A 12,148-nucleotide genomic window follows, 5' to 3' on the forward strand; every position below is an offset into this window, starting at 1 on the left:
CAAAACAGGGCACCCCACGGGGTGCCCTGTTTCATTCCAACCCAGCCAAAAACTACGCCTTGCCCGGCACCGGCACCACGGCCGGCGCGGGCGTATCCGTCACCACGTAGTCCTCGTATTTGCGGGCGTCGGTGGTGGCGTAGCGGGCCTTGCCGATGCCGCAGAGGTTGGAGGGGGACTGGAATGCGGCCGGGGCTGCCAGCCAGTAGCGGGCAAGGAACGGCGTCAGCGAAAAACAACATACAATCCCGGTAGTGGTAGTTAGAGGTGCTTGGCCATGGTGCATATCGTTGTCCAATAGATGGTTGTGCGAATTTGAAAACAACAGAAGGAATGTCTTGCTAATCCGCGTCCGGGCTTAGCTTTGCCCATCCAATTTCCTTCCCTTATTTATGAAAACTTTGTTTACGGATTTGCCTGGGGCTGGCATTGCCCTGAGTTTGCTGCTGGGCAGCTTCGCCACTCATGCGCAGGGTATTCCGCCGGAAGATTCGGCTAAGTGGTACGTTGGCGCTCAGGCAAGCCTCAGCCATAAGATATACATCATTGAACAAGGTATGGGCTTTGGGGCGGCGGCAGCTACGGTGGGCGGCCACGGCGGCTACCAGTTTAGCCCCCGTCTGGCCGTGCAGGCGGGCCTGAGCTACGGGCGGGGCAGCACCCCGGCCGATATACCGTCGGGGCAGTTCAACTACTACCCGCAGGCCGAGTATATCACCAGTCTGCTGATGGTGCCCGTGCTGATGCGCTGGGCTTTTGCTGCCCGGCCGCGCCGCTTTCGGGTCGAGGGCCTGGCGGGCGTACACTTGAGCTATTTCAACCTGCGTCAACGTGGCGGTGGTGTCGAAACCGAGCCGCGCTACGTACTAAACACCCGGAGTGTAAACGGCTATCTTGACTTCGGTTTGGGCAGTCGCCTGCGGTTGGGCTCCCGGCTGGAGCTGGCTGCTGACCTATTGTTGAATCTAAACTATCAACGCGCTAACAATTTCTATATCCCGCTCGCGCCGGGAGGCAGCGTGGCGCTCGGCGCAAACTATCGGCTGCGGTAGTTCAGGGTAGCACTCGTATGGGCGTTGTGGCCGTTTCGCGGATGGTATCGTAAGGTTTTCACCGGGTTTGACCATCCGGGGTGGTCGCACTGGCATGTTCCTGTATCAGGGCACCAGCCGCTGGCTGATGCCACCAGCATTATCTGCGCGCCCACGCAGCTCACCGCGCTGCAGCAGGCGGCCGTGAGTGTAGCCCGGGCGCAGCCGAGCTGGGATTTGCAGCCGTATCAGCGAGAAACGGTCTTTTACCTGGCCGAAGATGCCTACCGCCAGCGGGCCGCTACGCCGACCAAGTAAGGAGTGCGCCTTTCGTTTTACGCAGAGGTGCGCCAGCGGGCCTACTTCACTACGGCCTTGGTCAGTCCCAGGTAATAATACGTCTGGCCGGCTGGACCAAACGGGGGCTGCTTGTCGTAGGGCTTGTAAGTGCCGCTGAACAGCACAGTGGTACCCACCACTTGTAGGTTGGCGGGTACGGCTCCGCAAAGCAGGCCGAAATCTACCGAGTCAATGGTGCCCGGTATTGCCCGCCGGATAAAGTATTGTTGCAGACTGGAATTGAAGCCAATGGTGCCTTCCACATTCGCAACCGCTTTCACCCCTTGCTTATCCGGGGCACAGGATTCTGAAGTCATGGCCGGGCCCTCTTCACATTTCCGGCACCCACTTGCCATAAGTAGCAGTAGTAGACTCCAAGTAAAAGTGTTTTTCATGTGAAAGACAAAAAGCGGGTTGCTCGGGTATGACCGCCGGCCTACTTCATAGGTTGCGTGTAATTATTACGGATTTAAGCTGCCCCTCCCGCCGCTTGGGTTTCAGCGATACCAGCCAAAACGCCCCGCTGGGCCGAAGGGTAAATTCGGGGCCAGCGGGGCGTCTGCGGTTGCTGAGGGGTAGAAATCAGCAGTTGCCGGGGCTTCGTGGGTAGCCGAAAGCGGTGAGCAAGGCAGTGGTTGGAAATGGGAAAGGGGTACAGTCGGGGTATCGCCGGGGGCGAGATAGGACGGAGGAGCGGGCGTGGCCCGGCCGGGCCATTAGAAGCCGAGGCCGAAGGCGAGCGGGGCGCCGGGGGCATCCGGCTTCAGCACCGACACTACCAGGGCGCAGCGCTCGGCCGGCGACTGCACGGCCAGCGCGAAGCGGCCCACGCGCAGGTGCAGCAGGGGTTGGCGCTGGGCGGCCGCCAGCGGGGCCGCGATGCGGTGCCACACGCGGGGAATTACGCCGTAGCGGCGGCGGCCGGTGGTGGTGTCGGCAGTGTCGGGGCGGGTGCCGGCGCTGGGGGCCACGCGGGCAAGCCGGGCTACGGGCGGCGCCGCCCGCAGCGGCCGGGCCGGCAGCGCCACCAGCAGTCCGAACAAAACGGTGGCCGTACGCAGGGTGGAAATCGTGAACATGGGGCGCAGAAAGGAGGTGAGAAAAGCAGCGGGCTACCCGGCCCGCAGCGAAACCGCGGTAGCATGAAACAAACCTAGGAAGGGGAAGGGGCCAATGGAATTTTATTACACCAACCGGCTTTTTGGCGGTACCAACACGGGCCCACAAGCGCGGCAGCAGGCCCGCGACGGGGGTTAGTCGAGCCCGGCGCTGGCTTTGCCGCCCACCACGTTGCGCTGCAGGGCCTCGAAGAAACCACGCCGGTAGGTGTCGCCGAGCGGGGCCACGGCCTTGCCGTCGCGGAACAGAATCTGGTTGCCGTCGAGGGCCTTGATGTGGGGCAGCGACACGATGTAGGACTTGTGCACGCGCATGAACTGGGCGGCGGGCAGGCGGTCCTGCAGGTCTTTGATGTTGAGCAGGGTGATGATGCGCTCCTGCTCGGTGTAGATGGACACGTAGTTTTTCAGGCCCTCCACGTACACAATGTCGTCGAAGGCGACCTTGCGCATGCGGCCCTTGCTTTCGCCCTTCACGAAGATGTAGTTGTCGGGCGGCACGGCCAGCGGCTGGGTCACGGGGGCCTGGGCTTTGAGGGCTTTCTGGGTGGCTTTGAGGAAGCGCTCGAAGGCAATGGGCTTGAGCAGGTAGTCGATGGCATCGAGCTCGAAGCCGGCCACGGCAAACTCGCTGTAGGCCGTGGTGAGGATAACCTGGCACTTGCCGGTGAGCAGCGGCATCACCTCGAGCCCGGAAAGCTGGGGCATGTGGATGTCGAGAAACACCAGGTCTATGGGCAGCGTGGCGGCCAGGCGCAGGGCCTCCACGGGGTTGGTGGTGGTGGCGGCCAGGGTGAGGTAGGGCGTCTTTTCCACGTACTGACGCAGAATATCGATGGCCCCTTGCTCATCGTCAACTATCAGGCAGTTTAACACTAGAGGGCGAGGTGAAGGTGGGCGGCGTAGGTGGTGGGCTCGTCGGCGATGGTGAGGCGGTGGCGGTTGGCGTACACGGCCTCCAGGCGGCGGCGGGTGTTATCAAGCCCGATGCCGGTGGAATGCTCGATGGGGCCGGTGCGCTTGCGGTTGTGGGTGTAGAGCGTGAGCTCGTTTTCGCGCACCTGCAGCCGGAGCAGCAGCGGGTGCTGCGGGTCGAACAGCTCGCCGTGCTTGAAGCAGTTCTCGACGAAGGTGATGAGCACCAGCGGCAGAATCATGAGAAACTGCGTGCTGCCTTCCACCTCAAACTGCACCTGCAGATTGTGGCCGAAGCGAAGCTGATTCAGGGCCAGGTAATTGCGCAGGTGCTGCACCTCCTTTTCCAGCATCACCTTGCCCTGCTCGCCGCCCTCGTTCAGGGCGTAGCGCATGATGTCGGAGAGCAGCAGCACGCTCTTGGCCGTGGGCTCGGAGAGCGGGTAAATCTGCGAATACAGAAAGTTGAGGGCGTTGAAAAGGAAGTGCGGGTTAATCTGGCTCTTGAGAAAGGCGATGTCGGCTTCGAGCAGGCTGCGCTCCTGGATGCGGAGCTGGTGCTCCTGCTCGCGCAGCTGCTTCTGCATGCCAATGGCGTAGGTGGCGTAGGCATACACCATGCTGTAGGCCAGGAAGGTGAAGGCCCGGAAATAGCTCATCGCCAGAAAGCTGTACAGGTTGCCGTAGGGCATCACAAGCTTGGTGACTCCCAGATACGGCAACAAGTGGCCGCTCACCACGCATTTGAGGGCCCCATAAATGAGCAGTATTCCCACCAGCCTCAGCCCGTAAGAAACATACCGCCGCTGCTGCAAAAACACCGGGAATAGCCACAGCGCATTCACGTAAATCAGTCCGGCGTACAGCGACCAGCTCAGGGCCGTGTCCCACCCATTCGGCATCGGCGACCCTAAGAGCAGCACGAAGCCGACTTCAAAGACATAATACGCCAGCCATACCGCCAGATGAATCAGAACGGTTTTGACGCGGGCCGTGGGCAAGGGCATGGAAAAAGCGGGAGCGGGTGGAGAAAGCGCAAATGTGTTCATAAAAACGGGGGTGAAGGTGCCTCCTGCCTTGTTGGCATAGGCCCAGGCGGTGTCCGGCAGCCGCTGGGGCAAGGGGAAAGCGGTGGGTTTTGCAGAAAAAAGGGGAGGGGCAGTAGGGAGGTCCGGCTCTGCCGGAGTGATGAAACAAACCTCGCCTCTCGCCTGCGCTGCCCAAAAATTATTACACCAACGCCCCGTTGTTCGGTACCAACGGGCCGGGGCCAGCCGGTACGCACTTGGTAATTGGCGGCGGCTGTACATTTAGCGCATGGCCGGTACTACTATCCAATCCATCAACATCTACAAGCTACTTGTGCCGCTGCACGAGCCGTTCGTCATTTCCCTGGGCCCCATCCGCCACGTGCAGAACGTGGTGGTGCGCCTGCGCACCGCCGACGGCTGCACCGGCTTCGGCGAATGCAGCCCGTTTCTGACCATCAACGGCGAAAGCATCGATACCTGCTTTGCGGTGGCCCAGTACTTTGCCCCGGCCCTCAAAGGCCGCGACGCTCTGGACCTGACCGGCTGTCTGGCCGAGATGGACCGCATCATTTACGGCAACACCAGCATCAAAAGTGCCTTCGACGTGGCCCTGCACGACATTGCGGCCCAGCAGGCGGGCCTGCCGCTCTACCAGTTTCTGGGCGGTAATAATGACAAAGTGCTGCATACCGACATGACCGTGAGCCTCGGTCCGCCCGATAAAATGCGGGCCGATGCCGTGCGCTTTCAGCAGCAGGGTTTCCCGGCCATCAAGGTGAAGCTGGGCGGGGCGCTGGCCGATGACGTGGCCCGCATCCGGGCCATTCGGGAAGGCATCGGGCCCGCGCACCCGCTGCGCATCGACGCCAACCAAGGCTGGCAAACGGCCGATACGGCCATTGCTGTGCTCCGGGCGTTGGCCGAATTCAACATCGAGCACTGCGAGGAGCCCATCCTCCGCCACCGCTTCATGGAGCTGAGCCGGGTGTCGGCCGCCTCGCCCATCCCGATAATGGCCGACGAAAGCTGTGGCGACGAGCACGACGCCGAGCGGCTCATTGCGCTTCGGGCCTGCCAGCAGTTCAACATCAAGCTCGGTAAGTCCTCAGGCTTCCACCGGGCCCGGAAAATCGCGCGCTTAGGCGAGGCCGCCGGCTTCACCCTGCAAGTGGGCGGCTTCCTCGAATCGCGGCTGGGCATGACGGCCGCCGCCCACCTGGCCCTCACCAACACCGCCATCCGGCACTGCGACTTCGACACGCCGCTACTATTCACCGCCGACCCCGTGGTGGGCGGCATCCAGTACCGCCCCGGCGGCGTTATCGAAGTGCCCACCGCGCCGGGCCTGGGCGCCACCATCGACGAGGCCTGGCTGCGCCGCGCCGAACAAGTTGTATTCTGATGCGCAAGACCTGTTTTCAATTGCTGAGTATCCTGGCGCTGGTGCTGGCCGGGGCCGGCCCGGCCGCCGCGCAGCTGCTCCAAAACCCGCTGCGCCAGGTGCTGCGGCACGATACCACCGGGCTGGCCCGCGTGCTGGCAAATCCGGAAAAGTATCGCCTGCAAATCCTTTACACCCGCATTCGGCGCGATGCGGCGGGCGTGCCCCACTTCCGCAGTTACGGCTACCGGGTGCGGCCCCGCGACTACTTCTACCCGGCCAGCACCGTGAAGCTGGCCGGCGCCGCCCTGGCCCTGCAAAAGCTGCGGGCGCTGAGCGCGCAAACCCCCGGCCTGACCGCCGATTCGCCCATGCTCACCGATTCGGCCTTCGCGGGCCAGTCGCGGGTACAGCGCGACACCAGCAGCGCCAGCGGCCGGCCCAGCGTGGCCCACTACGTGCGCAAGGCGTTAATCGTGAGTGATAACGACGCCTTCAATCGTCTCTACGAGTTTGTGGGCCCGCAGGAGCTGAATGAAGAGATGCGCCGGCTGGGCCTGCGCCGGAGCCGCCTGCTGCACCGCCTCTCTGTGGGCGACCAGGAGCCCGGCAGCCGCCACACCAACCCCATCGGCTTCTTCGCCGACACCGCCGCCACGCAGCTGCTGCTGCGGCAGCCCGCCGCCTACTACGCCGGCCCCTGGCCCCAGCTGGGCCTGCGGGGCGAAGCCATCGGCCAAGCCTACCTCCAAAACGACCAGCAAGTGCCCGGCCCCCTCGATTTCAGCCAGAAAAACGCCCACTCGCTGCCCGACTTGCAGCTGCTGCTGCGCCGGGTGCTATTTCCCGAAGCCACTCCGCCCGCCCAGCGCCTCCGCCTGCTGCCCGCCGACTATGCCCTGCTGCGCGAGGCCCTCTCGCAGCGGCCCCGCGAAAGCCCGCACCCGCGCTACGATGCCGCTCATTTCCCGGATACGTATGTAAAATTCCTGCTCGGTGGGGGCGGCATCGCGCCGCTGCCGCCCGGCGTGCGGGTGTTCAATAAAATCGGTGAGGCCTACGGCTTTCTCATCGACAATGCCTACGTGCAAGACGAGTCCCACGGCGTGGAATTCCTGCTCAGCGCCGTGCTCTACGTGAATGCCGACGGCGTGCTGAATGACGACAAGTACGAGTACGACAGCATCGGCTTTCCCTTCCTGCGCGACCTGGGCCGGCGCGTGTACGAGGCCGAGTGCCGCCGAAAAGCGGGCGCGAAGAAGTAACGTCGAAGCGAAAAGCGTCCGGATAGCCGATAAAAAGGACGGTCAGCATGACCGCCTGTTCGGATAGGTTCTTAGCCGGAAGGCTTTCGCGGGATTATTCCACGGCCAGGCGGCGGGTCTGGCTGCCGCTGCGCACCACGTACACGCCGGGGGCGAGGCCGGCGGGCAGCGGCAGCTGCAAGGGCCCTTCGGCGGGCAGCACGGCGCTGAGCAGTACGCGGCCGGCGAGGTCGAGCAGCTGCACGGCCTCGCCGGGGGCCATGCCACCCACTGCTACCGTGCCGTGGGCCGGGTTGGGCCACAGCTGCAGCAGGGCGGGGCGGCTGGTGGGCACGGCCACCGTGCGCACCGGCGAGAAAGTGGCCGTGCCATCGGTGTCGAGCTGGCGCAGGCGGTAGTACATCTGCGGGCCGGCGGCGGTGGCCAGGGTGCCGTCGTCGAACTGATAGGCGCGCGCCGCGCTGCTGCTGCCCTGGCCGGCTACCCAACCCAGGCGGCGGAAGGCGCGGCCGTCGGGCGAGCCTTCGACCTCGAAGCCGGCGTTATTTTTTTCAGAAGCGGTGGTCCAGGCCAGGTGGGCGACGGGGCCGCGGGCCTCGGCGCTGAAGGCGACCAGCTCGACGGGCAGCGGCGTGCCGGCCAGGGTGATGTTGGCGTTGTTGATGGCGAAGAAAACGTTGCCCAGAGCCTGAATTTTGAGGCGGCCCAGGGTGGTGGCGGTGCCGGGCAGGCGCACGTTGGCCGAGCCATCGTTGGGCGTGCTGGCCAGCAGCTCCGTGGGGAAGGTGAGGCCCCCATCGCTGGAAAACAGCACCTGCACGTTGGCACAGCTCACCGGGGCCTGGTCGGTACCCAGCACGCTCCAGGTGAGGGCGTAGGTGCTGCCCGGTGCGGCTGTGAAAGCGGCGCCGGGGGCCGTGACGGCGAAGGGACCGGCGGCAGCCACGGCCAGCGTCACGTTGGCCCCGGCCACGCCGCCGCGGTTGTCGCGGGCGGTGAGGCGGAAGTTGAGCGGCCGCGCTACCCGCGGCAGCTGCTCACTCGTCGAGGCAGTGCCGCTGAGAATGTTCGGGAGCGACGGAAAGGTGCGGGTAGGGCTGGCTACCGGCGCAAAGCTGCGAAACAGCGGCGGGGCCGATACATCGGTCGGGGCCCCGGCCAGGCCCGAGGCATTACCCAAATCCAGCTGTTCCCAGGAGTAGGTGAGGGCGTCGCCGTTGGGGTCGGAGCCGCTGCCGCTTAGGGTGAAGGGCGTACTCAGCGGAATGGTGTAGGTGTTGCTGGGGGGCACGGTGAGGCTGGGCGGCTGGTTGCCGCTGGCCGTGGTGCCGGCGCAGGCCAGCTCAGGAATGATGTTGGTGAGGCTGCCCGCGTGGAAGAAATTGACGGCACTCCCCACGTTGTCGGGCGCGCAGCGCGAGTCGTACGACATAATGGTGTTGCCCGCGCCGGGCTCATAGGCCGTGTTGGCCCCGCGGTTGCTGCTGCCGCAGTTGCCCTGGTCGCCGTTGAAGGTGTGGCCCGAGCCCAGCTGGTGGCCAATCTCGTGCATCAGCACCGTGGCCATCAGCGAAGCCGATGCCCCGGTAGAGGTTCCGCGGGCCTTGTACGTGCCGTTGCAGATGACGCCCACGTAGGCCACGCCCGAGTAGCCTCCGCCGCGGTAGCCCAGCACGTGGCCCACGTCGTAGGCCGCACTGGTAATGGCCCCGTCCACGATGGCCTGGTTCCCGTTCAGCATCGTCGTGAGGTTAGCGTTGTCGTAGGGGTCGGTGGCGGGGTCGGTGTACACCAGCAGGTTGTTGTTGGCCACCAGCTGCAGCCGCAGCGCGAGGTCGCGCTCGTACACGGCATTGAGCGTGTTCACCAGCGTGGCCATGCTGGCAAGGGCACCGCTCACGGTGCCGCCGCCCAGGCTTTGGGTGTATTCGCCGGTAGCGGCCATGGCCAGGCGGAGCGTGCGGAGCTGGCTGCCATAGGGCGCGGGCGGGGCCGCCCCCACCCCCGACTGCGGCCGGGCCGCAAAGCCGGGCACCGGCAGGGCCTGGCAGCTGAAAGCCGGCGGGGTACCGGGCTGGCTGTGGTAGCGGCCGGGGGCCGCCGGGTCGGGGGCCAGGGCTACGACCTCGCCGCCGGCCCCAAGCACCTGCGCGTGCAGGCCGGCCGGTGCGGTTTCGAGGCGCACGGTGGCCGTGGGCTCGTCGAGGCCGCGGCCGGCGTAGGTCTGAATTTCGGGGTAGCGGGCCGCCAGGGCGGGGGCCAGCACCGGTACGTGCGTAATGGCGAAGCGGTGCAGGCGGCCATCGGGGTAGGGCAGCTCCAGCACCACGGCCTCCCGGGGGCGGGTTTCGGGCGGGGCCGGGGCCAGGCGGGCGGCCAGCTGGGCGGCATCGAGGCTAAACCAGCGGCCGGCTTCGGGCCTGGCATCGCCGCGGGCCTGGGGGGCGGGGGCGGGCTGCCACAGCGCGGTGGGCGTTTGGGCGCGGGCCGCCGGGGCCAGGGCCAGAGCGAGCAGCAGGGAGGCAACAGAATACCGTTTCATCATAGCAGGGAATCAGGCAAAAGGCAGGTGCCGGACACCGGGGCAGCAGGAGCTGGCAGGGCCGGCACACCGTCAAAATCTGCGCCCGGTAGGGCATATGTACTTTCTTATATCCCTCCAAAGTCTTAAAAAGTTCTCGTTAAAAGTGATTCAGAGAATATTGATAACGGTTTTATGACATTTGTCTAACTGCGTATTGGAATGATGAAAAACGGCCCGGCCCCCTACAGAAACCGCGCCCGCAGCTCCGGTGTGGGCAGCATGCAGCTTTCCTGCCGCCCAAACCAGCGGTAGCGGTTACGAGCAATGAAGCGGTAGAGCGCGTCGCGCCAGGCGCGGGGCAGCAGCCCGCCCACGCCCGCCAGTGCCCACACGCCGCCCAGCCCCCGGGCAATGCGCAGCACCGCCGAGGAGTGGGAGTAGAACTGCCCGCCGCTCAGCAGCAGCACCGAATCGAGCTCCGCCGCGCCGGCGGGGGGCGTGAGGCCATATGTAGCCAGCAAGGCCTGCCCGGCTTCGCTTTGCAGGGCCGCGAAACGGAAGCGACCCTTGGGGTCCTGCCGAATGACAAACTGCACGAAGCCGTTGCAGAGGTTGCACACGCCATCGAAAAAAATGATGTCGGAAGGCATGGGGATAGTGGTTAGTGGTAAGTGGTTAATGATTATTCTATTTCAACCCGGCTTCGCTGGATAAACAGTTAGTTGTTGACTTGGTCTGCAATCATTGACCATTTATAATTAACCATTAACCACTAACTCACGCCCATTGCTTGAGGTACTGGAATACCTCCGGATGCGTGAGCAGGCCGCCGTGGTGCTGCTGGCTGAACACGGCCGTGCGCACGTTGGCCCCGGCGGGCAGGGCCGCTTCATCGCCGAAGGTGGCGTGACCGCGGGCGCTGCCCTGGCCCACCAGCCCATCGCCGAAGTATTCGCGCAGGGCCGAGGGCCGGGTGGCGCGCAGCCACGCCCCCATCAGAATGTGGTAGTGCACGCCGGGCAGGGGCGGCACGGCCGTGCGCGGCGGCGTGAGGTCGTTGGCGTGGGCGTCCTGCCAGTCCTCATCCACCAGAATGGAGTAGCGCAAATCCTTGATGCCGTTGCTGCGCTGGTTGAGGGCTTTGCTAAGGAAGCGCGTGGGAAACAGGTTGATACGCTCCAGCAGCCGCGCCGTGAAGTGCGAGTTCTGCTCCAGCCACGAGCCGTCGTTGGGCGTGCCGATGAGGAATATGGACCGCAGGTGGGACAGCCAAGGCGCTTGGTTTTTAATTAATAATTGAGAATTAATAATTAATAATTCGTCGTTCGGCACCAATGCGGCGGGAACTTCAGCCTCAATTTTTAATTCTTCATTATTAATTATTAATTCATTTCCATAATGCCCCGCGCTCCTGATGATGAGTCCGCCCATGCTGTGGCCCACCAACACCAGCTCGCCGATGGCATCGGGGTAAGTCACGACCAGCTCGGTGAGCAGGCGGCTGAGCTCGCGGCCGTTTTCGGACAGGTGCAGGCCGGAGTTGAAGCGCAGGTAGAGGGCGCGGCTGCGGGTTTCTTCGGCCAGGCGGGGGCCGTAGCGGCGGCTGCCGGGCGCATCGCCAAAGCCGGATTGCCAGATGAGCTCGTCGCCCATCAGGCCGTGCACGTACACCACGGTTTTCTGGTGCGGCTCGGTGAAGCGCAGGTCGGCCACGGCCACGTCCTGCCCGCCGCGCCGGAAGCTCATGCGAATGGCGCGGGCGTCGAAGCGGGCGGCCAGCTGGTCGCCGAGCGCGCCGTTGAGCACGGGCAGAAAAAAGTGCTGGTGGGCCTTGCCCGAGCGTACCAGGTAGCTCGCGCCCTTCACGGGCAGCAGCGCGGCGCGCCCGACGGCCCCGAGGGCCCGGCGAAATCGGGAAGGCGAGGGAGACTCAGAATCGGGCATGAGCGGAAAAAGTGGAGGCCACAGGACGGCTGCGCCACCCGAAAGTACCGCCGCGGCGGGTATTCCGTTGGCCTTCCGCTCGAAATCAACGTACTTTGCATTCCCAATCCCAAGTACTACTTCATGAAGCTTTTCACTCGTTCCGCCCTGGCCCTGCTGCTGGGCACCGCCCTCGCGGCCTCGCTTTCGTCCTGCGACAATAGCTGGAGCCCCGGCAAAAACCCGCAATTCAAGCGCGGCTTCACCAACGCGCCCGGCTGGCACACTTCGGACGTGAACCGCGACAGCATCAACAACCAGCAAACCGTATTGCCGCCTTCCGGCGAAGGCTCGGCCATCGCCATCAAAAATGGCACCGTGCAGGACCAGTTGAATTCGGCCCCCGCCGGCAAGGATGCCGCTTCCTCGCAAACCGCCAGCGGCCAGCTAGCCGCTCCCGCCGACCTGACGAACCGCAAATAGCCTGCGGCAACTATGTCTCGTCCGGCTATATGTTGACAGGAATAAGGCAAGGGCCCTGCTCGGATTTTCCGGCGGGGCTTTTTCCTTGCAAATGGACTTGATTGGGGGTTAAGTAATTCAGGGCCAGGTGGGGCCGTT

13 protein-coding genes are annotated in these 12,148 nt (G+C 64.4%); 5 read left to right on the plus strand and 8 right to left on the minus strand.

Annotated features, from left to right (window positions below; translation table 11 throughout):
* Nucleotides 1-52: 52 nt before the first annotated feature.
* Nucleotides 53-286, minus strand: coding sequence for a hypothetical protein (locus ABD819_RS18705; RefSeq protein WP_345126784.1), 234 nt, complete (start codon nucleotides 284-286; stop codon nucleotides 53-55).
* A 106-nt stretch (nucleotides 287-392) separates the two neighbouring features.
* On the opposite strand from ABD819_RS18705, the gene ABD819_RS18710 reads away from it, so the two are divergent.
* Complete coding sequence (locus ABD819_RS18710; protein WP_345126786.1) at nucleotides 393-1,052, plus strand: outer membrane beta-barrel protein; 660 nt, start codon at nucleotides 393-395, stop codon at nucleotides 1,050-1,052.
* Between the two features lie 24 nt (nucleotides 1,053-1,076).
* Nucleotides 1,077-1,349 carry a hypothetical protein gene (locus ABD819_RS18715; protein WP_345126789.1) on the plus strand — a complete coding sequence of 91 codons (273 nt, stop codon included), beginning with the start codon at nucleotides 1,077-1,079 and terminating at the stop codon, nucleotides 1,347-1,349.
* A 41-nt stretch (nucleotides 1,350-1,390) separates the two neighbouring features.
* On the opposite strand, the gene ABD819_RS18720 is transcribed toward ABD819_RS18715, so the two are convergent.
* From ABD819_RS18720 to ABD819_RS18735, 4 genes are all read right to left on the minus strand, one after another.
* Nucleotides 1,391-1,687: a hypothetical protein gene (locus ABD819_RS18720; RefSeq protein ID WP_345126792.1), complete on the minus strand. Its 297-nt coding sequence runs from the start codon at nucleotides 1,685-1,687 to the stop codon at nucleotides 1,391-1,393.
* A gap of 399 nt (nucleotides 1,688-2,086) precedes the next feature.
* On the minus strand, nucleotides 2,087-2,449 hold the full coding sequence (locus ABD819_RS18725) for a hypothetical protein (protein WP_345126794.1): 363 nt from the start codon (nucleotides 2,447-2,449) through the stop codon (nucleotides 2,087-2,089).
* Nucleotides 2,450-2,623: 174 nt separating this feature from the next.
* The gene (locus ABD819_RS18730; protein WP_345126796.1) at nucleotides 2,624-3,364 is read right to left on the minus strand and encodes a LytR/AlgR family response regulator transcription factor; all 741 of its coding nucleotides are present in this window, start codon (nucleotides 3,362-3,364) and stop codon (nucleotides 2,624-2,626) included.
* A complete protein-coding gene (locus tag ABD819_RS18735) occupies nucleotides 3,364-4,410 on the minus strand; it encodes a sensor histidine kinase (RefSeq protein WP_345126799.1) in 1,047 nt (348 codons plus the stop codon). The genes ABD819_RS18730 and ABD819_RS18735 overlap by 1 nt, the downstream gene beginning before the upstream one ends.
* Nucleotides 4,411-4,720: 310 nt before the next feature.
* Here ABD819_RS18735 and ABD819_RS18740 point away from each other — a divergent pair, with 310 nt between their 5' ends.
* Both ABD819_RS18740 and ABD819_RS18745 read left to right on the plus strand, forming a co-directional pair.
* Nucleotides 4,721-5,836 (plus strand): mandelate racemase/muconate lactonizing enzyme family protein, encoded by a 1,116-nt coding sequence (locus ABD819_RS18740; protein WP_345126801.1) that lies wholly within the window; start codon nucleotides 4,721-4,723, stop codon nucleotides 5,834-5,836.
* Complete coding sequence (locus ABD819_RS18745; RefSeq protein ID WP_345126804.1) at nucleotides 5,836-7,080, plus strand: serine hydrolase; 1,245 nt, start codon at nucleotides 5,836-5,838, stop codon at nucleotides 7,078-7,080. Before ABD819_RS18740 ends, ABD819_RS18745 begins: the two co-directional genes overlap by 1 nt.
* 94 nt (nucleotides 7,081-7,174) lie before the next feature.
* On the opposite strand, the gene ABD819_RS18750 is transcribed toward ABD819_RS18745, so the two are convergent.
* The 3 genes from ABD819_RS18750 to ABD819_RS18760 form a co-directional block, all read right to left on the minus strand.
* Nucleotides 7,175-9,625, minus strand: coding sequence for a reprolysin-like metallopeptidase (locus ABD819_RS18750; RefSeq protein WP_345126807.1), 2,451 nt, complete (start codon nucleotides 9,623-9,625; stop codon nucleotides 7,175-7,177).
* A 221-nt stretch (nucleotides 9,626-9,846) separates the two neighbouring features.
* Nucleotides 9,847-10,254 (minus strand): thiol-disulfide oxidoreductase DCC family protein, encoded by a 408-nt coding sequence (locus tag ABD819_RS18755; RefSeq protein WP_345126810.1) that lies wholly within the window; start codon nucleotides 10,252-10,254, stop codon nucleotides 9,847-9,849.
* A gap of 127 nt (nucleotides 10,255-10,381) precedes the next feature.
* A complete protein-coding gene (locus ABD819_RS18760; RefSeq protein WP_345126813.1) occupies nucleotides 10,382-11,548 on the minus strand; it encodes an esterase/lipase family protein in 1,167 nt (388 codons plus the stop codon).
* A 123-nt stretch (nucleotides 11,549-11,671) separates the two neighbouring features.
* Here ABD819_RS18760 and ABD819_RS18765 point away from each other — a divergent pair, with 123 nt between their 5' ends.
* Nucleotides 11,672-12,010: a hypothetical protein gene (locus tag ABD819_RS18765; protein WP_345126816.1), complete on the plus strand. Its 339-nt coding sequence runs from the start codon at nucleotides 11,672-11,674 to the stop codon at nucleotides 12,008-12,010.
* The last annotated feature ends 138 nt before the right edge of the window (nucleotides 12,011-12,148 follow it).

The sequence above is a fragment of the Hymenobacter antarcticus genome, assembly GCF_039539545.1.
GTDB lineage: Bacteria > Bacteroidota > Bacteroidia > Cytophagales > Hymenobacteraceae > Hymenobacter > Hymenobacter antarcticus.